Source organism: Pseudomonas sp. WHRI 8519, assembly GCF_040224055.2.
Lineage (GTDB): Bacteria > Pseudomonadota > Gammaproteobacteria > Pseudomonadales > Pseudomonadaceae > Aquipseudomonas > Aquipseudomonas putida_X.
The window spans coordinates 2747099-2764959 of the sequence record NZ_CP167996.1 but is presented as its reverse complement, the minus strand read 5'-3'; the positions used below and the strand labels follow the sequence as shown (position 1 = coordinate 2764959).

17 protein-coding genes are annotated in these 17861 nt (G+C 62.0%); 12 read left to right on the top strand and 5 right to left on the bottom strand.

Going from position 1 to position 17861, the window contains the following annotated elements; genetic code table 11:
• The first annotated feature begins 20 nt into the window (after positions 1-20).
• The 4 genes from ABRP30_RS12670 to ABRP30_RS12655 all read left to right on the top strand — a co-directional run bounded on the left by ABRP30_RS12670 (position 21) and on the right by ABRP30_RS12655 (position 6833).
• Entirely contained in the window at positions 21-1124 is a 1104-nt protein-coding gene (locus ABRP30_RS12670) for an efflux RND transporter periplasmic adaptor subunit (protein WP_349975449.1), read from the top strand.
• Positions 1121-4222: an efflux RND transporter permease subunit gene (locus ABRP30_RS12665; RefSeq protein ID WP_349975450.1), complete on the top strand. Its 3102-nt coding sequence runs from the start codon at positions 1121-1123 to the stop codon at positions 4220-4222. The genes ABRP30_RS12670 and ABRP30_RS12665 overlap by 4 nt, the downstream gene beginning before the upstream one ends.
• Before the next feature lie 71 nt (positions 4223-4293).
• Positions 4294-5586 (top strand): beta-ketoacyl-ACP synthase II, encoded by a 1293-nt coding sequence (fabF, locus tag ABRP30_RS12660; RefSeq protein WP_349975452.1) that lies wholly within the window; start codon positions 4294-4296, stop codon positions 5584-5586.
• A complete protein-coding gene (locus tag ABRP30_RS12655; RefSeq protein WP_349975453.1) occupies positions 5583-6833 on the top strand; it encodes a multidrug effflux MFS transporter in 1251 nt (416 codons plus the stop codon). The genes fabF and ABRP30_RS12655 overlap by 4 nt, the downstream gene beginning before the upstream one ends.
• Positions 6834-6870: 37 nt before the next feature.
• Here ABRP30_RS12655 and dksA read toward each other — a convergent pair whose 3' ends face one another.
• Genes dksA through hisI form a run of 3 tightly spaced genes read right to left on the bottom strand, consistent with a single transcriptional unit; the run spans position 6871 to position 9068 of the window.
• Positions 6871-7275 (bottom strand): RNA polymerase-binding protein DksA, encoded by a 405-nt coding sequence (gene dksA / locus ABRP30_RS12650; RefSeq protein WP_267823751.1) that lies wholly within the window; start codon positions 7273-7275, stop codon positions 6871-6873.
• Positions 7276-7311: 36 nt separating this feature from the next.
• Positions 7312-8658, bottom strand: coding sequence for a dihydroorotase (locus ABRP30_RS12645; RefSeq protein ID WP_349975455.1), 1347 nt, complete (start codon positions 8656-8658; stop codon positions 7312-7314).
• Positions 8655-9068, bottom strand: coding sequence for a phosphoribosyl-AMP cyclohydrolase (gene hisI / locus ABRP30_RS12640; protein WP_349975456.1), 414 nt, complete (start codon positions 9066-9068; stop codon positions 8655-8657). The genes ABRP30_RS12645 and hisI overlap by 4 nt, the downstream gene beginning before the upstream one ends.
• Before the next feature lie 97 nt (positions 9069-9165).
• Between hisI and ABRP30_RS12635 the strand changes: the two genes are divergently transcribed.
• The gene (locus ABRP30_RS12635; protein WP_241806954.1) at positions 9166-9600 is read left to right on the top strand and encodes a DUF4440 domain-containing protein; all 435 of its coding nucleotides are present in this window, start codon (positions 9166-9168) and stop codon (positions 9598-9600) included.
• Positions 9601-9650: 50 nt separating this feature from the next.
• Positions 9651-10616, top strand: a complete 966-nt coding sequence (hemB, locus tag ABRP30_RS12630; protein WP_372490456.1) for a porphobilinogen synthase — start codon at positions 9651-9653, stop codon at positions 10614-10616.
• Positions 10617-10669: 53 nt separating this feature from the next.
• Here hemB and ABRP30_RS12625 read toward each other — a convergent pair whose 3' ends face one another.
• Positions 10670-11875, bottom strand: coding sequence for an S-(hydroxymethyl)glutathione dehydrogenase/class III alcohol dehydrogenase (locus ABRP30_RS12625; RefSeq protein WP_349975459.1), 1206 nt, complete (start codon positions 11873-11875; stop codon positions 10670-10672).
• A gap of 131 nt (positions 11876-12006) precedes the next feature.
• On the opposite strand from ABRP30_RS12625, the gene ABRP30_RS12620 reads away from it, so the two are divergent.
• The gene (locus ABRP30_RS12620; RefSeq protein WP_349975460.1) at positions 12007-12993 is read left to right on the top strand and encodes a helix-turn-helix domain-containing protein; all 987 of its coding nucleotides are present in this window, start codon (positions 12007-12009) and stop codon (positions 12991-12993) included.
• Positions 12994-13012: 19 nt separating this feature from the next.
• Here the strand turns inward: ABRP30_RS12620 and ABRP30_RS12615 are convergent, their stop codons facing one another.
• On the bottom strand, positions 13013-14179 hold the full coding sequence (locus tag ABRP30_RS12615; protein ID WP_267823738.1) for an N-acetylmuramoyl-L-alanine amidase: 1167 nt from the start codon (positions 14177-14179) through the stop codon (positions 13013-13015).
• 129 nt (positions 14180-14308) lie between these two features.
• Between ABRP30_RS12615 and ABRP30_RS12610 the strand changes: the two genes are divergently transcribed.
• The 5 genes from ABRP30_RS12610 to ABRP30_RS12590 are packed head-to-tail and all read left to right on the top strand — an operon-like array spanning position 14309 to position 17860.
• Positions 14309-14710, top strand: coding sequence for a Fur family transcriptional regulator (locus tag ABRP30_RS12610; protein ID WP_349975462.1), 402 nt, complete (start codon positions 14309-14311; stop codon positions 14708-14710).
• A gap of 46 nt (positions 14711-14756) precedes the next feature.
• Positions 14757-14894 (top strand): hypothetical protein, encoded by a 138-nt coding sequence (locus ABRP30_RS12605; RefSeq protein WP_349975464.1) that lies wholly within the window; start codon positions 14757-14759, stop codon positions 14892-14894.
• A gap of 50 nt (positions 14895-14944) precedes the next feature.
• Entirely contained in the window at positions 14945-15856 is a 912-nt protein-coding gene (gene folE2, locus ABRP30_RS12600; protein ID WP_349975466.1) for a GTP cyclohydrolase FolE2, read from the top strand.
• Positions 15849-17279 (top strand): cysteine--tRNA ligase, encoded by a 1431-nt coding sequence (gene cysS, locus ABRP30_RS12595; protein ID WP_349975468.1) that lies wholly within the window; start codon positions 15849-15851, stop codon positions 17277-17279. The genes folE2 and cysS overlap by 8 nt, the downstream gene beginning before the upstream one ends.
• On the top strand, positions 17273-17860 hold the full coding sequence (locus tag ABRP30_RS12590; protein ID WP_349975469.1) for a 6-carboxytetrahydropterin synthase: 588 nt from the start codon (positions 17273-17275) through the stop codon (positions 17858-17860). Before cysS ends, ABRP30_RS12590 begins: the two co-directional genes overlap by 7 nt.
• The last annotated feature ends 1 nt before the right edge of the window (position 17861 follow it).

The following is a 17861-nucleotide window of genomic DNA, read 5'->3' as shown; positions in this document are numbered from 1 at the left end:
CCTTTTCAGAAAGGGATCCCATGCGCCTGCGTCCTGCCGCCTTAGTCGGTTGCCTACTCCCACTCGCCCTCGCCGGTTGCGGGGACTCTTCACCTGGAAAAGACCCGAGAGATAAACCGCCGGTCGTGAAAGCGGCGTCAGTACAGGGCGCATCAGAACTTGCACGTTCGTTTTCCGGAGTTGTAGTCGCTCGCACACAGAGTGACCTCGGCTTCCGAGTATCCGGCAAAATCTTGCAGCGCCTAGTCGATACCGGCCAAACCGTCAAACGCGGTCAGCCCTTGATGCGTCTGGATCCAGTGGATCTGAACCTACAGGCCCGCGCGCAGCAAGAAGCAGTAACCGCCGCTCGCGCACGGGCCAAGCAGACCGGCGACGACGAAGCTCGGTATCGAAGGTTGGTGGCCGAGGGCGCGGTCTCGGCATCTTCTTACGACCAGATCAAAGCTGCGGCTGATGCTGCCAAGGCGCAACTCAGTGCGGCGCAAGCACAGGCTGACGTTGCCAGGAACGCCACCGGCTATGCGGTCTTGCTAGCCGACGCCGATGGTGTGGTGGTGGAGACACTGGCCGAACCGGGCCAGGTCGTCAGCGCTGGCCAAGCAGTGGTAAAGCTGGCCAGGGCCGGCCAACGAGAAGCTGTCGTCTACTTGCCAGAAACGCTTCGCCCGATGCCTGGCTCCACTGCTCTGGCCACGCTATTTGGCAAGCCTTCACAGGCCGTACCCGCCCAACTGCGCTTACTTTCAGATGCAGCAGACCCTATCACCCGTACGTTCGAGGCCAGGTACGTACTCTCTGGCCCTTTGGCGAGCGCGCCACTGGGTGCAACCATTACGCTTGATATTCCCAGTTCTGATACGCATTCCGACGCTAAGCAGATACCCATCGGTGCACTCTTCGACCCGGGGACCGGCGCCGGGGTCTGGGTAATCGCAGGCCAACCGGCCAAGGTGTCATGGCACGCAGTGCAGGTGCTCAGTGTCAGTGACGAAAAAGCTGTCGTGAAGAGTGATCTGAACGCTGGCGATCGGATCGTGGCACTGGGTGCGCATCTGCTGCGCGATGGCGTCGAGGTCATGGAACAGGCTCAAACAGCGCAGGTCACGGAGCACCAGCCATGAGCCAGTCTGGTTTCAACTTATCCGCGCTCGCGGTACGCGAGCGGTCGATCACCCTCTTCCTGATCGTGCTGATCGCCTTGGCCGGAACGTTGGCCTTCTTCAAGTTGGGCCGTGCAGAAGATCCACCCTTTACCGTCAAGCAGATGACGATCATCACTGCCTGGCCCGGCGCCACTGCACAAGAGATGCAGGATCTGGTGGCCGAACCGTTGGAAAAACGCATGCAAGAGCTGCGGTGGTATGACCGTACCGAAACCTACACCCGGCCTGGGTTAGCCTTCACGATGGTTTCGCTGCAAGACAAGACCCCGCCTTCGGCGGTTCAGGAGGAGTTCTACCAAGCCCGCAAGAAAGCCGGTGACCAGGCCAAGCTCATGCCAGCGGGCGTGGTTGGCCCAATGCTCAATGATGAATTTTCGGACGTGACATTTGCGGTCTACGCGCTCAAAGCCAAAGGCGAACCGCAGCGTCAGCTGGTACGCGACGCCGAAACGCTGCGCCAGCAGCTGCTGCACGTGCCGGGCGTCAAGAAGGTCAACATCATCGGGGAGCAGGCTGAACGGATATTCGTGTCCTTTTCCCATGACCGGCTGGCCACGCTCGGAATCACGCCGCAGGACATTTTCTCAGCCCTGGCCAACCAGAACGCCTTGTCGCCGGCGGGCTCGGTTGAAACGCAGGGGCCGCAAGTGGTGATCAGGGTTGACGGCGCCTTCGATCAACTGGCAAAGATTCGCGAAACCCCGGTGGTCGCACAGGGCCGCCCGCTGAAGCTGTCGGACGTGGCCGACGTCGAACGCGGATATGAAGATCCCGCGACGTTCCTGGTGCGTAACGATGGCGAGCCGGCCTTGCTGGTTGGCATTGTCATGCGCGAAGGGTGGAACGGCCTCGACCTTGGTAAAGCCCTGGACGCCGAAACAGCCAGAATCAACGAACGCATGCCCTTGGGCATGACGCTCAGCAAGGTCACCGATCAGGCGGTGAACATCACGTCCTCCGTCGACGAATTCATGATCAAGTTCTTCGTTGCCCTGCTGGTCGTGATGCTTGTCTGCTTCCTCAGCATGGGCTGGCGTGTCGGCGTGGTCGTCGCAGCAGCGGTGCCATTGACGCTGGCGATCGTATTCGTGGTGATGGCCGCAACAGGCAAGAATTTCGACCGGATTACCCTGGGCTCGCTCATCCTGGCCTTGGGGCTGCTGGTCGACGACGCGATCATCGCCATCGAAATGATGGTCGTGAAGATGGAGGAAGGTTACGACCGCATCAAGGCGTCGGCCTATGCCTGGAGTCACACGGCTGCCCCCATGCTCTCCGGCACATTGGTTACCGCCATTGGATTCATGCCTAACGGCTTCGCCCAGTCCACTGCCGGCGAATACACCAGCAACATGTTCTGGATTGTCGGCATCGCCCTGATCGCATCCTGGGTCGTCGCGGTAGCGTTCACCCCCTATCTGGGTGTGAAGTTGTTGCCTCAGATAAAAGCGATCGAAGGGGGGCATGCCGCCATCTACAACACCCGGCATTACAACCGGTTCCGTACCTTATTGGGCTGGGTGATCGCACATAAATGGCTCGTGGCGGGCGCCGTCGTTTCGTCATTTGTGGCCGCTGTGCTTGGCATGGCCCTGGTAAAGAAGCAGTTCTTCCCGACCTCTGACCGCCCCGAAGTGCTTGTCGAGCTGCAGATGCCCTATGGCACCGCCATCGGACAAACCAATGCCACCGCGATCAAGGTGGAGTCCTGGCTTCGTCAGCAAGAGGAGGCAAAGATTGTCACCACCTACATCGGCCAAGGCCCGCCCCGCTTCTTCCTGGCAATGGCCCCTGAGTTGCCCGACCCGTCCTTTGCCAAGATTGTCGTCCTGACCGAGAGCCAGGAGGCTCGTGAGGCCCTCAAGCATCGTCTGCGCGAGGCCGCCTCCGAAGGGCTGGCGCCTGAAGCACAAGTGCGGGTAACCCAACTGGTGTTCGGCCCCTACTCGCCTTATCCGGTGGCCTATCGGGTGATGGGCCCCGACCTTGCGCAACTGCGCCAGATCGCTGGCCGAGTCCAGAGCGTGCTGCAGGCAAGCCCCATGATGAAGACTGTCAATACCGACTGGGGCCCGCTTGTACCCACGCTTCACTTCTCGCTGAATCAAGATCGCCTGCAGGCGGTTGGCCTGACGTCCGCCTCGGTGTCGCAGCAGCTTCAGTTCTTGCTCACCGGTGTGCCGATCACGTCGGTCAGGGAAGACATTCGCTCTGTGCAGGTGGTCGGGCGGGCCGCGGGCCGGATCAGGCTCGACCCTGCCCAGATCGAGAATTTCACCCTGGTAGGCTCGAACGGTCAGCGGGTTCCGGTTTCGCAGATCGGTGATGTGAGTATTCGCCTGGAGGATCCCATCCTTCGTCGCCGCGACCGAACCCCCACCATGACCGTGCGTGGCGACATTGCCGAAGGGCTGCAGCCGCCCGATGTATCCACGGCACTCTGGAAAGACCTCCAGCCCATCGTCACGCAACTGCCGGCGGGCTACAAGATCGAAATGGCAGGTTCCATCGAGGAGTCAGGCAAGGCAAGCCAGGCTATCGTCCCTCTTCTGCCGATCATGATCGCCCTGACTTTGTTGATCATCATATTGCAGGTGCGCTCTATCTCGGCGATGGCCATGGTGTTTCTGACGTCACCGCTGGGGCTGATCGGCGTAGTCCCGGTGTTGCTGCTGTTCGGACAACCGTTCGGCATCAACGCGTTGGTTGGCTTGATCGCGCTGTCCGGGATCTTGATGCGCAACACCCTGATCCTGATCGGGCAGATCGACCACAACCAGCTTGAAGGGCTCGCGCCTTTCGACGCGGTGGTCGAGGCCACGGTGCAACGCGCCCGCCCAGTGTTGCTCACGGCATTGGCAGCCATCCTGGCCTTCATCCCTCTTACCCATTCAGTGTTCTGGGGCACCTTGGCCTACACCCTGATCGGAGGCACGTTCGTGGGTACGATCATGACCTTGGTGTTCCTGCCGGCGATGTACGCCATCTGGTTCAAGATCCGCCGCACTAACCGCACTCGCCGCATTGCCAAGCCAGAAGCTGCTCACAGCGCCTGAGTACGCATTGCCTTCAAACCGCGCGCCAACGATGCAGTTCGAGGTGCGCACAGGCTCCAAGAGAGGTCGAAATGAATCACAACGTTAGTCAAAAGCGCATCGTGGTGACCGGCACCGGCGTTGTCAGCCCATTGGGCTGCGGCGTAAGGGAAGTGTGGCGCCGCTTGCTGGCGGGGCAGTCCGGGATTCGCGCCCTTGCAGCCGATACCGTCGAAGGCACCGGCGTGTCGGTAGGTGGGCGCGTGCCCACGCTGGACGAGGATCCAGCGGCAGGTTACCAGCCCGATCGTATCATCCCCGCTAAAGCGCGCAAGAAGATGGATCGCTTCATCGAGTTCGCGCTGGTTGCTGCGGATGAAGCCTTGCAGCAAGCTGGCTGGCACCCCGAGGGCGCGAAAGAACGGTCACGTACCGCCACGATCATCGCATCGGGCGTAGGTGGCTTCGGCGCCATTGCCGACGCGGTACGTACCACTGATACGCGCGGCCCTCGCAAGCTCTCGCCCTTCACGGCGCCATCATTCCTGGCCAATATGGCAGCGGGTCATGTCTCCATACGCTACGGGTTCGAAGGCCCACTTGGGGCACCCGTCACAGCCTGCGCTGCGGGGGGGCAGGCCATCGGCGACGCCGCTCGGCTCATCAGAAGCGGCGAAGCGGATATCGCAGTCTGCGGCGGCGCCGAGGCGGCAATCGATCGTGTGACGCTTGGCTGCTTTGCGGCTGCACGAGCGCTCAGCACGGGCTTTTCGGATAGCCCTGAGCAAGCCTCCCGTCCTTTCGATCGCCAACGTGACGGGTTTGTCATGGCTGAAGGGGCTGGCTTGCTGGTGATCGAGTCGCTGGAACATGCCCTGGCCCGTGGCGCCAAGCCACTGGCCGAACTGGTCGGCTACGGAACGAGCGCTGATGCCTACCATCTGACCGCTGGCCCAGAAGACGGAAGCGGGGCCAGGCGTGCCATGCAACTTGCGCTGCAACAGGCGTCGGTAGCGCCTGGGGATGTGGACCACATCAATGCACATGCGACTTCGACCCAGGTTGGCGACAAGGGTGAACTTGCAGCGATTCGTGCAGTATTCGGTAGCGGCAGCGGCGTGGCGATTACATCGACCAAATCGGCCACCGGCCACCTGCTGGGCGCGGCAGGCGGTGTCGAAGCCCTATTCACGGTGCTGGCGCTGCAAGACCAGATCGTCCCACCCACGCTCAACCTGACGCAGGTCGATGACGCTGCGCTCGGCCTTGACCTGGTTGCCCGCATAGCCCGTGAAATGCCCATCGAATATGCCTTGTCCAATGGTTTCGGCTTCGGTGGTGTGAACGCCAGCGTGCTGTTCCGCCGCTGGGAGGCCGACGTATGAATAGCCAACTCGAGCCACACGCCAACGAAGCTGATGGCGACGCTCTGAAAGCCAACGCCCTGACGGTCAAGGTCATCCTGTTACTGGCAGCACTCGCTGCCATCAGCAACTTGTCTACCAATATCATCCTGCCCGCTTTTCCGGACATAGCGCGACAACTTCACGTCTCGTCCCAGGAACTCGGGCTGACGCTCTCGAGCTTCTTCATTACGTTCGCCTTCGCTCAGTTAGTGGTAGGGCCGCTTGCCGATCGCTATGGCCGAAAGCGGCTGGTAGTCGGTGGGCTGATGATTTTCGTGGCGGGTACGTTTTGGGCGGCTAACGCGGCGACACTCGACATGCTGATCCTTGGCCGGGTAATCCAGGCCATTGGCGTGTGTGCCGCCGCGGTGCTGGCCAGAGCCATCGCGCGAGATCTTTTTGAGGGCGAGAACCTGGCACGCGCGTTATCGCTGACCATGATCGCTGCCGCCACAGCCCCAGGCTTCTCACCATTGATCGGCAGTGTGCTGAACACCACGTTGGGTTGGCGCGCACTTTTCATAGCCGTCGGCATGTCGGCAATCCTCATCGCCCTGCTCTACCTCAGGGGGATAGGTGAAACCCTTCCGCGCCATCGGCGGGTCAGCCAATCAGTACCTGCGACCCTGATCGCATACGGCAAACTGGCGTCCAAGGGCATCTTCATTTTGCCCGCACTCGCGACCAGTCTGCTGATGAGCGGTTTATTCGCGTCGTTCGCCGCTGCGCCCTCAATCCTGATGGAAGGCATGGGCCTCAATTCGCTGCAAGTGGGCCTGTATTTCGCGGCAACTGTTTTCGTGGTCTTTGCCGCTGGCGTGGCGGCTCCGCGCCTGGCTCATCGTTGGGGTAGCCGCGCCATCACCCTGGCAGGTCTCACCACTGCGTTTACAGCGGGTGCCTTGCTGCTGGTAGGCCCAAGCAATCCAGGCCTGGGCTGGTACTCATTGTCGATGGTGCTATTCCTATGGGGTATGGGGATTGCCAACCCGCTGGGAACGGCCTTGACCATGACACCGTTCGCGAAAGAAGCAGGGCTGGCCTCAGCCCTTTTGGGATTCCTCACCATGGCGATCGGCGCAGTGTCGACCTGGGTGGTCTCCACACCGAAGTTCCCCACGATTGCCGTACTGGGAGCCACTCAAACCTCTGTGTGCCTCCTAGCACTGATGCTTTTCGCTTGGTATGTCAAACGCCATGCCGCTCGCATGCCCAACCGCAGCTAGCAGCACGCCTGGGGGGATCGAAGCATTAGTGTTTCACTCAATCGTCGCGCATGTGCCGTTCATTGCGCTCCTGGCGTTCCTTGGCCTCCACGCACAGGGTGGCGGTTGGCCTGAGCAGCAGACGCTGCAGGCCGATCGGTTCGCCGGTTTCCTTGCACCAGCCATACTCGCCACGGGCGATGCGCTCCAGCGCTTCGTCGATCTTGTCCAGCAGTTTTTTCTCCCGCTCCAGCAGCCTCAATTGCCATTGACGATGCTCCTCCGCCGTGCCGATATCGGAAGGATCGCTGGTGGGTTCGAAGTCGCGGATAACTTCGAACTCTTCAGCGATGCGTTGCTGAAGCTCCTTGCGCTGGGCATGCAGCAGCTCACGGAAGAAACGTTGCTGCGCAGCGTCCATGTAAGCGTCTTCAGGTTGGGATAGCAGCTCTTGTTCGGTCATTGCAGGTGTTCTCAAGTCAATGAAAAGAAATGGGGCTCAGCCGCGTCGTGCGTTGAAGGCCAGAGGCAAGCCTTGGCAGCCCTCGACTAGCCGGCCTTCATGCCAGGCCAGCTGCCCGGAGACCAAAGTCGTGGCTACTCGATAATGGAAACGATGGTGCTCGAACGGCGTCCACTGGCAGTGCGCCAGGACTGGATCGAGGCTGACAGCGCGAGGTTCGGGCAAACGCTCGATCAGCGTCATGTCCGCCCAGTAGCCCTCACGCAGGTAACCGCGTTCTGCGATGGCGAACAGGTCCGCGACGGCGTGGCTGGTCTTGCGCACCAGTTGGGCAATGGTCAGCACGCCCTCCTCCACCAGCTCGAGCAGCGCCACAAGTGCATGCTGTACCAACGGCAAACCTGAAGGCGCCGAGGCATACGGGCGTTGTTTCTCTGCCAAGGTGTGGGGGGCGTGATCGGTACCGATGACATCGATGCGGTCGCACAGCAGCGCCTGACGCAGGGCGTCCCGGTCTTCCCTGCTTTTGATGGCTGGGTTGCATTTGATCAGGTTGCCTAACCTGGCATAGTCGCGGTCATCGAAAAGCAGGTGATGTGCGCACACTTCAGCGGTGATCTGCTTGCCCTGCAAAGGGCCTGGCTGGAACAACTTCAGCTCCTGGGCGGTGGTCAGGTGCAGCACGTGCAGCCGTGTGCCGAACTGCTTGGCAAGCTGCACGGCCAGGCTCGAAGAGCGCAGGCAGGCATCGGCATCACGAATGATCGGGTGCATGGCCGGCGGGATGAAGTCGCCGTAGCGCTCACGCATGCGCGCTTCGTTGGCGAGGATCGACGGGGTGTGCTCACAGTGCGCCAGGAGGATGGTCGGCACGCTGGCGAACAGCCGTTCCAGCACCCTTGGGTCATCCACCAGCATGTCACCGGTGGAGGCGCCCATGAACACCTTCACCCCCGCGACCTCACGTGGGTCGAGGGCTGCCACGGTATCGAGGTTGTCCTTGCTCACGCCGAAATGAAAACCGTAATTGGCAACCGAGGTGGCGGCGGCGCGGGCTTTCTTGTCCTGCAGCGCGGCAAGATCCAGCGTGGCAGGGTTGGTGTTGGGCATGTCCATGAAACTGGTGATACCGCCCGCCACGGCGGCGCGCGACTCGCTGGCCATGCTGCCCTTGTGCGTAGCGCCAGGCTCACGAAAATGCACCTGGTCGTCGATCATGCCGGGGAGCAGCCATTGGCCACGGGCGTCGATTTCGATCGGCGCATTGACGCCCGTGATGCTGCGGGCGATTTTTTCGATACGGCCATGGGCGACCAGGACATCGGCCTCCTGTATGACCCCTTCATTGACCAGGCGGGCGTTGCGAATGATGATCCGGCTCATGCGCCCACCTCCGCCGGGTTACCCGTCACCACTACCTGATCACCCTGGATCGCGTTGTAGAAACAGCTACGACGGCCCGTGTGACAGGCGGCCCCCTTCTGATCGACCAACACCAACAGCGCGTCGCCATCGCAGTCCAGCCGCACGTCATGGACATGCTGAACATGCCCCGAGGTTTCGCCTTTGCGCCACAAGCGTCCGCGGCTACGCGACCAATAGCAGGCCCGCCGGGTCTCGAGGGTTTCCAGCAACGCCTCTTCATTCATCCAGGCCAACATCAGCACCTCGCCGCTGTCATGCTGCTGAAGGATGGCGGGAATCAGCCCCTGGGGGCTCCAGGGAATGTGGCGAAGCACATCGGTCAAGGCAAAGCGACTATCCGCTACTGCCTGCTCAAGGGTAAGGAACATGATTTGCGACCTACTGTAAATGTTATGTTATAACACTGATAACGTAGCAGATAACGCCCCTACGGTTCATCTTTTCGACTCGCGCAGGTAAAACGCCATGACCGAAACACGCACCAACCCTTGCACCGAAACCTACGCCGACACCGAACTGGCCTGCCTGGCAGGTGCCAAAGCAGCGCTCTACCATTGGGCCGCTACCGTGGCTACCCGTGATGTTGATCAGGTACTGGCACTGTACGCACCGGATGCGATCCTGGTGCCGACCCTGTCCAACCAAGTGCGTGACTGCGACGACAGCCGTCGCAACTATTTTGAAAATTTCCTCGCCAACGACGGGCTGGTCTGTGACATCCAGTTGTTCAAAAAGCGCGTCAGCCGCAAGCTGGGCACCGTGGTGGTCGGCGGCCAGTACACCTTCGTCTACCGTGAAGATGGCGAGCAACGGGTAGTGCCAGCGCGCTTTTTGTTCACCTTCGAACGAATCGAACAGCAGTGGCTGATCACCGGCCACCATTCCTCCATCGAGGCATGAAGGTCGTGACCCACTTCCCGCACTCAACGGGCTCTTTCCCGGCTACGCGCATGCGGCGTAACCGCGCTGACGAATGGACGCGTCGTCTGGTCGCTGAAAACAGCCTGTCTTGCGATGACCTGATCTGGCCGGTCTTTCTCAAGGAAGGCTCAGGTACACGCGAGGCGATCAGCGCCATGCCGGGCCAAGTACGGGTGAGCCTGGCCGAACTGCCGGATCATGTAGGCCGGGCGGTCGAGCTGGGCATTCCGGCCATTGCCCTGTTTCCCGCTACCCCGGCGCAGCGCAAGGATAGTGAGGGTAGCCACGCCCTAGACGCGGACAACCTGATCTGCCGCGCCGCCAGGTTGCTCAAGGCCACATTCCCCAACCTTGGCCTGATCGGCGACGTCGCCCTGGACCCCTACACCGATCATGGCCACGACGGGGTGCTGCGCCAAGGCCGCGTGGCCAACGACGAGACCTTGCAGATGCTGGCGGCTCAAGCCGTGGTCCAGGCCCAGGCCGGCATCGACACCTTGGCACCCTCGGACATGATGGACGGGCGCATCGGCGCGCTCAGGTCCGCGCTGGACCTGGCCGGGTTCAACGAGGTGCGGCTCATGTCCTACGCCGCCAAATACGCGTCCGGCTTCTACGGCCCTTTCCGCGATGCGCTGGGCTCGGCGGCCATGCTCAAAGGGGACAAGCGCTCGTACCAGATGGACCCGGCCAACAGCGACGAAGCCCTGCGTGAAGTCGCGCTGGACCTTCAAGAAGGCGCCGACATGGTGATGGTCAAGCCCGGCATGCCCTACCTGGACATCATTCAAAGGGTCAAGGCAACCTTTGCCGTGCCAACCTTCGCCTACCAGGTCAGCGGCGAGTATTCGATGCTCAAGGCCGCGATCGACCAGGGCTGGCTGGATCCGGACACGGTCATTCTGGAGGCATTGATGGCGTTCAAACGTGCAGGGTGCAACGGCATTTTGACTTACTTCGCCCTGGAGGCCGCCGCGCGACTGCGGCGGGGGTGACGGCCTTGATAGACGCATTCACATCGGTGATGTGAATGCGTCGGTTCAGCGCTTCATGTCAAAGGGGTGGGAACCGCTGGTTTGGCAATCACGCGCCCGTCGCGGTCCAGTATCACCCCAGGCAAATCGTGGCTCAGGGTCTCATGCTCCCGATAATGAATGACCGAGCGAATCGCTTCACCGCGCTTGAGGAGATCGAACGCGTGATTCAGCGTTTCGTGGTCCATGTTATGCGTGATGTAGGGGTCGACATTTATTTCCCCGCGCAACCACTCGTCCACCATCCCCGGCAACTCGGAACGCCCCAGCACCCCGCCGAACGCGCTGCCTTTCCAGACGCGGCCGGTAACCAGCTGGAACGGCCGCGTGGCGATCTCCTCCCCGCCCCCTGCCACGCCGATGATGATGCTTTCGCCCCACCCTTTGTGGCAGCACTCAAGGGCTGCACGCATCAATTCCACATTACCGACGCATTCGAACGAAAAATCCACGCCGCCGTTGGTCATATCGATGATCACGTTCTGCAGCGGCTCGCGAAAATCCCTTGGGTTGACGCATTCGGTCGCCCCCAGGGAAAGGGCCAACGGAAACTTATTCGGGTTGACGTCGATCCCGATGATCCGCCCCGCCCCCTGTAACACCGCCCCCTGAATGACCGCCATACCGACGGCGCCCAGGCCGAATACCGCGACCGTGTCACCGGGGCGTACCTTGGCGGTATTGCGCACGGCACCGATCCCGGTAGGAATCGCACAGCCCATGATCGAGGCCTTGGCCAATGGTGCCGCAGGGTCGATCTTGGCCACGGCGATTTCCGGCAGGACCGTGTACTCGCTGAATGTGGACGTGCCCATGTAATGAAAGATCGTGCGCCCCTTGTAGGAGAAGCGGCTGGTGCCATCGGGCATCAGCCCCTCCCCCTGGGTTTTGCGAATGGTCTGGCAAAGGTTGGTCTTGCCGGACTTGATGAACGGGCAGTTCGGATCTTCCGGTGTATAGAGCGGGATCACGTGATCGCCCGTCTTGACCGTGGTCACCCCCCGCCCCACGTCCTCGACGATACCGACGCCTTCATGGCCGAGGATGCAGGGGAACTTCCCTTCCGGGTCACGACCGGACAGGGTGAATACATCGGTGTGGCAAAGGCTCGTGGTGACGATACGAACCAGCACCTCGCCCTCTTTGGGCCCCTGCAAGTCGACCTCTTCGAACTCAAGCGGTTGATTGGGCCCCCAGGCGATAGCTGCACGTGTTTTCATGTCGCTCTCCATGTAATGTTATAACGCTTGAGAACATTAACCTGCGTGATTCCGTGCGCCAGATCACCCGGCCAAAAGTGGCCGGATCCGTACGAAATCTGTCCGCAAGCGCCCATGGAGTTCGATCGCGAATGTCTGACCAAGCCTCTTCTGAACGCAGGGTGCACATAGTCATCTACCCCGGTTTCAAATCAATCGAGGCTGTAGGTGCCCTCACCGTCTTCGACTACGCCAACAAACGCCAGGCGGCCGAAGGGTTGCCTGCGGCCTACAGCCTGCATCTGGTGGCACCACAACCGGGGCTTGTAGGTTCGGACACCTTGGTCACCCTGCAAGCCGACGACCTTCGTAGCAGCCCACGCCCGCACACCGCACTGGTTGTCGGCGCACGTGACATTGGCACGGCGATAGTCGAGCAGCGGTTGATCGTCGACTGGTGCAGGCAGGCCGCCTCTCGCATCGAGCGGCTGGTTGGCGTCTGCTCGGGGGCCTTTTTTCTTGCCCAAGCGGGAGTCGTAGACGGCCTGAATGTCACTACCCACTGGAGCGTCGCCAGTAAGCTGGCCAGTGATTTCCCCTTGGTCAATGTCGACTCCGATGCCATCTTCATCGAGCAGGGGCGCATATGGACGTGTGCTGGCGTTTCAGCTGCCATCGACCTGAGCCTGGCGCTGGTCGAACAAGACCTCGGCCAGGAAATGGCCCTGCAAATTGCCCGCGAACTGGTGGTATTCCTCAAGCGCCCGGGTGGCCAATCGCAGTTCAGCCAGCACCTGGACAGCCAGATGACCCCGCACTCCGCGATCAGGCGCCTACGGTTGTGGATCCTGCAGAACCTTGATCGGCCGCTGAGCCTGGAGTTGCTCGCCGAGCGCGCGAACATGAGCAGTCGGAACTTGCGCCGGTTGTTCCACAGGGAGTCGGGCTGCTCACCCTTGGTATTCATCGAGCGGGCGCGAATGGAGAAGGCAAGGCGGTTACTGGTGGACGAGGACACTGCACTCAAGCGCATTGCCGACCAGTGCGGTTTCGGCTCCGAAGAACAGATGCGCCGGGTGTTCCAGCGCAACCTCAAGCTGACCCCTCGGCGCTATAGGGAGCAATCCCGCGCTCAATGACGTCTGAGCCAATGAAGGATCACGCCTGCCCCCTGGCCGCGATCAGGCTGCCAGCCGGTGGTTTCTGGCGGAAGTAGCTGTCCAGCCCGTCGAATATCGCCTGCGCCACCTTGCGTTGATGGCGCACATCATGCAGCCGCCGGCAATCTCCAGCATTGGAAATGAAACCGGTCTCGACCAGGATCGAGGGTACCGCCGCTGACTTGAGCACGGCGAAGCCCGCCTGCTCCACCCGCGTTTGATGCAGGCCCGACACCTGCCCAAGCTGGGCGAGCACCTGATGACCGAGATCCAGGCTGGTGGCGATCGTCGAGTTCATCGACATGTCCAGCAGCACGCCCGCGACCATAGGGTCGTGCTCGCGCAGCTTGATCGGTAATCCCCCGCCGACCCTGTCGGCACCGTTTTCGCGCTGCGCCATCCAGCGTGCCATCGACGACGTAGCGCCGCCTTGCGACAAGGCGAACACCGATGCCCCCGACGCCGTGAGCCGCGGTGCAGCATCGGCGTGTACCGAAACGAACAAGTCCGCGTTCAGCCGCTGAGCGAGTTCGGCACGCTTGCGCAGCGGAATGAATACATCGTCACGACGTACCAAGCGCGCCTTGTAGCCCGGCTGCGCATCGATGCGCTTGGCCAGCAAACTGGCGATCTGTAGCGCGACGCGTTTTTCCTGCTCCCCCTTGGCGCCCAGCGCGCCGGGATCTTTACCGCCATGCCCGGCATCGACCACGATCAACAGGTCGCGCTGACGGCGCGAGGGCTTGGCAACCGCTGGCACAACGGCCACCGCTGGCTGAGTGAGCAGCAACTCCAGGCCATGGCTCGCTGTGTTGAGCGAGCGCACTTCGCTGCGCACCGCCGAGTCGGCTAAGTCGAGCACGATACGCAAGTCACCCGTGGCGGTAATGCCACTGCGCACGGCCGTGACCGCAGTGCCGTCCAGGGCGAGCTCGTTCAGTGACGCCTCCAGCGTGGCATGAGGAAGATCAAGCACCAATCGCGCAGGCGCTGTGAGGCTGAAATGCTTCGCGGCTACCGGCCCGGTCAACTCCAGCGACACCTTGGTCACGCTGCCCGCTCGGCTCACCCGGACCCGTTTCACCGCCTGCCCGGCTTGCGCCGCCAGAGGCAGCGGCAATGCCAGGCAGGCAAGCACTAATTTCAGCACTCTGCGTCGATCCATACGTACTCCTGTTGACCTGCGAACCAGCGGCCCCCCGGCAATTTAGCTGGCCATTTTATAAATGTTACTTTATAACATCCTACTTCCAGATAAAAATGAAGACTGCCTGCCAAACGCAAGGAGGCCTGCATGCAACTGACCAGCAATCAGCAACGTGTCCTGACGGCGCTTCGGCAAGCCGACAAGCCGCTCAGTGCCTACGCCATCCTGGACAGCCTGCGCAATGAAGGTGTCAGGGCGCCGACGCAGATCTACCGCGCGCTGGGCCACCTGGCCGAGCAAGGCTTGATTCACCGGCTGGAGTCATTGAACGCTTATGTCAGTTGCACCTGCCCAGGCCAGTGCGAAGCAGGTTTCAGAGCGTTCGCCATCTGCGATAGCTGCGGCCATGTCGATGAGTTCAACGTGCCGCACCTGAGCCAGGCCTTGGGGCTCTGGATGAAACAGAACGTGTTTTCGCTGTGCAGCTCGGTCATCGAGTTGCACGGTCAATGTGCCCTCTGCACTCGCCGTGATGCAGGCGAGGACTGAGCAGAGCCGCACGCATGCGCACCCCCCTTTATCACGAGGCGTCCCGATGAGCACCCCCATCCCCCATAGCAACGAGGCCGCGCTGCGCCCGCGCGTCGATGCCTGCCTGCTGACCGATGAGGAAATGGCCCAGGGACCGCGAGGCTGGATGAAGCTGCCCAACCCGTTCACCCGCGGGACCTGATTCATACGCCTTGCTGCAAGGTGCAAGGCTCCCACCACTGGATATACATGATGAGCTCAGCATTACCCGACGTTTCCGTCACCGACCTCGCCCCTACCCTCAGCCCGCTGCAATGGGTCGGGATGCAAGGTATCGACCTGCCGCTAAGGATCGAAGAACCGGCCTACCAGCGCGAGCTGCACGCCCGGGCGGATGTCCAGGTCGACCTGCCAGCACCGCACGTCAAAGGCATTCACATGTCCAGGCTGTACCGCCTGCTGGACGCCTGGGGGGAGGCTGAAGCGGTGTCGCCGGCAAGCCTGTTTGCGCTGTTGCAGGACATGATCGATAGCCATCAGGACTGCGAAAGCCGCAATGCCAGGTTGCGCCTGGATTTCGACCTTCTGGTTCGCCGCCCTGCACTGGTGACCGAGGGCCTATCTGGCTGGAAGTCGTACCCGGTTCACGTGCTCGCCACGAAGGTCGGTGGGGTGCCGAACCTGAGCATCGAGGTCAGGATCGGCTACTCCTCGACGTGCCCCTGCTCGGCCGCTTTGTCCCGGCAATTGATCGAGGACGGCTTTGTGCGAGCCTTCAAAGACCAGCCACTGCTCGAAGCCAGCGCCGTCGCGCAGTGGCTGCGCAGCAACGCATCGCTGGCCACGCCGCACAGCCAACGCAGCGAAGCCCGGGTGCGCGTCGCGGTGCCTGCCGATGCCCCTGATCTGGGGTTGCTGGCCCTCATCGACCAAGTCGAAGGCGCCCTGCGCACCCCGGTTCAGACCGCCGTGAAGCGGGCTGACGAACAGGCGTTCGCAGCCCTCAACGGGCAGAACCTGATGTTCGTCGAGGACGCTGCGCGGCGTATTCAGGTCAGCCTGCACGGTTACCGCGATAGCCAAGTGCATGTTCGCCACCTGGAAAGCCTGCACCCGCACGATGCCTCGGCTTGGTCCGCCCCGCAGGCCGCTGCACATGACTGAACCGATCTACCTGCACAACACGCTTACCCGGCGTAAGGAAGTGCTGCGCACCGCAAGCCCCGAGCGAGTGACGATGTACGTCTGCGGCCCCACGGTCTACAACTATGCGCACATCGGCAATGCGCGCCCTGCGGTGGTCTTCGACCTGTTGGCCAGGCTGCTGCGCCACGACTACGCCGAGCTGGTGTATGCCCGCAACTTCACCGACGTAGACGACAAGATCAATGCCGCCGCGGCAGCGGCAGGCGTGCCCATCGCCGATATCACTGACCGCTTCATCGATGCCTACCATCAGGACATGACGGCACTCGGGGTGGCGTCACCCGACCTCGAGCCCCGGGTCACCGCGCACATACCGCAGATCATCGAGTTGATCGAGACCCTCATCGCGCGTGGCCATGCCTATGTGGCGCAAGGCCATGTCCTGTTCCATGTGCCCTCCTACCCAGCCTACGGCGAGCTTTCCGGCCGTAACACCAAGGACATGCTGGCGGGCGCCCGCGTGGAGGTCGCGCCTTACAAGCGCGACGCGCTGGACTTCGTGCTGTGGAAGCCGTCCACGGCCGACCAACCCGGCTGGAGCAGCCCCTGGGGCAGAGGCCGGCCGGGCTGGCATGTGGAGTGCTCGGCGATGATCGGGCAACACCTTGGGCATACCATCGACATCCATGGGGGTGGCCAGGACCTGATCTTCCCTCACCATGAGAATGAGATTGCCCAAGGCACCTGTGCCCACGGTACGTTGTATTGCCGCACCTGGGTGCACAACAGCTTCGTCACCGTGGATGGGCAGAAGATGTCCAAATCACTGGGCAACGTGCTACTGGTGCGCGACCTGCTCAGCCAGGCCCCTGGCGAAGCGATTCGGCTGGCGTTGCTGTCCACCCACTACCGTCGGCCGATGGACTGGAACGCCGAGCGCCTGAGTGCGGCCGTGCAGAGCCTCATCCGCTTCTACGCTAGCCTGGCTCGCTGCGACGACGTGCCCGGCGCCGACGATGTGCCAGCCGACGCGCAATTGCTTGCCGCGCTCAGGAACGACCTGGGCGTCGCTGAAGCCCTGGCCCGCCTGCATGTGCTGCGCCAGGCGCTCGACAATGCCAGTGACGGTGCATCCCGTGCCCAGGCCAAGGCCCGGCTGCTCAAGTCGGCCGCGCTACTCGGCCTGTTGCAGCAGGCGCCGCTGGCAGCACTACGTGCCCTGCAGCCACACAGGGACGAGCCGCCACCGCAAGCCGCGTTACTCCGTTTGCTCGAGGCCCGCGAGGCCGCGCGCAACGCCCGCGACTTTGCCACTGCCGACCGGCTGCGAAGCGAGCTGGAAGAGGCTGGCTACACCGCCGAGGATACTGCTCAAGGGCCAAGACTGCGCCGCCTCCAGCAGACCACCCGCGGCCCCGGCAATGCAGGTGACCCATGCTGATTCGCAAACTGTTCAAATTCGAGAACGCCCACATCGTGCGGGGCTGCAGCACCCGGCGCTGTTCCCACTCTATTCATGGGCACTCCTACAAGGTCGAGCTGATCCTGCACGCCGACGCGCTGGACAATGGCCAGATGGTCTACGATTTCGGCCTGCTCAAGGGCGACATCAGGGACTTGATCGACGCCTTTGACCATAGCGTCGCGCTGTGGTCCGGTGATGATCCCGACTACCTGGCGTCGGTCCGCCGGCATTCGGAACGCTGGGTGCTGGTGCCGGTTTCGCCCAGCGCCGAACAATTCTCGCGCCTGTTCTTCTGCCTGGTCGACGCAGCGCTGGCGCAGGCCGAAATGCGCAATGGCGAGGCGGATGTACGCTTGCATTCGGTCATCGTGCATGAAACCGAGACCGGCTACGCCCAGTGCTTCAGGGCAGACGCGCAGAACCCGCGAATGGGCCTGATCGACCTGCACGCCATCGAATTTTCGCCCGCCATCTGCCAAGCCTGGGCAAACCCTGGCGTGTTCGAGCACCTCAAATCCCACTCCGCCATGCTCCAGACCGAGCAAGGGCTGGGTTGAC

Coding starts and splice junctions, on each gene's coding strand:
- ABRP30_RS12590 (WP_349975469.1), top strand. CDS start 17,273: ATGCTGATTCGCAAACTGTTCAAATTCGAGAACGCCCACATCGTGCGG.
- ABRP30_RS12665 (WP_349975450.1), top strand. CDS start 1,121: ATGAGCCAGTCTGGTTTCAACTTATCCGCGCTCGCGGTACGCGAGCGG.
- dksA (WP_267823751.1), bottom strand. CDS start 7,275: ATGACCGAACAAGAGCTGCTATCCCAACCTGAAGACGCTTACATGGAC.
- ABRP30_RS12655 (WP_349975453.1), top strand. CDS start 5,583: ATGAATAGCCAACTCGAGCCACACGCCAACGAAGCTGATGGCGACGCT.
- ABRP30_RS12605 (WP_349975464.1), top strand. CDS start 14,757: ATGAGCACCCCCATCCCCCATAGCAACGAGGCCGCGCTGCGCCCGCGC.
- hemB (WP_372490456.1), top strand. CDS start 9,651: ATGCGGCGTAACCGCGCTGACGAATGGACGCGTCGTCTGGTCGCTGAA.
- ABRP30_RS12670 (WP_349975449.1), top strand. CDS start 21: ATGCGCCTGCGTCCTGCCGCCTTAGTCGGTTGCCTACTCCCACTCGCC.
- fabF (WP_349975452.1), top strand. CDS start 4,294: ATGAATCACAACGTTAGTCAAAAGCGCATCGTGGTGACCGGCACCGGC.
- hisI (WP_349975456.1), bottom strand. CDS start 9,068: ATGTTCCTTACCCTTGAGCAGGCAGTAGCGGATAGTCGCTTTGCCTTG.
- ABRP30_RS12610 (WP_349975462.1), top strand. CDS start 14,309: ATGCAACTGACCAGCAATCAGCAACGTGTCCTGACGGCGCTTCGGCAA.
- cysS (WP_349975468.1), top strand. CDS start 15,849: ATGACTGAACCGATCTACCTGCACAACACGCTTACCCGGCGTAAGGAA.
- folE2 (WP_349975466.1), top strand. CDS start 14,945: ATGAGCTCAGCATTACCCGACGTTTCCGTCACCGACCTCGCCCCTACC.
- ABRP30_RS12635 (WP_241806954.1), top strand. CDS start 9,166: ATGACCGAAACACGCACCAACCCTTGCACCGAAACCTACGCCGACACC.
- ABRP30_RS12645 (WP_349975455.1), bottom strand. CDS start 8,658: ATGAGCCGGATCATCATTCGCAACGCCCGCCTGGTCAATGAAGGGGTC.
- ABRP30_RS12625 (WP_349975459.1), bottom strand. CDS start 11,875: ATGAAAACACGTGCAGCTATCGCCTGGGGGCCCAATCAACCGCTTGAG.
- ABRP30_RS12615 (WP_267823738.1), bottom strand. CDS start 14,179: ATGGATCGACGCAGAGTGCTGAAATTAGTGCTTGCCTGCCTGGCATTG.
- ABRP30_RS12620 (WP_349975460.1), top strand. CDS start 12,007: ATGTCTGACCAAGCCTCTTCTGAACGCAGGGTGCACATAGTCATCTAC.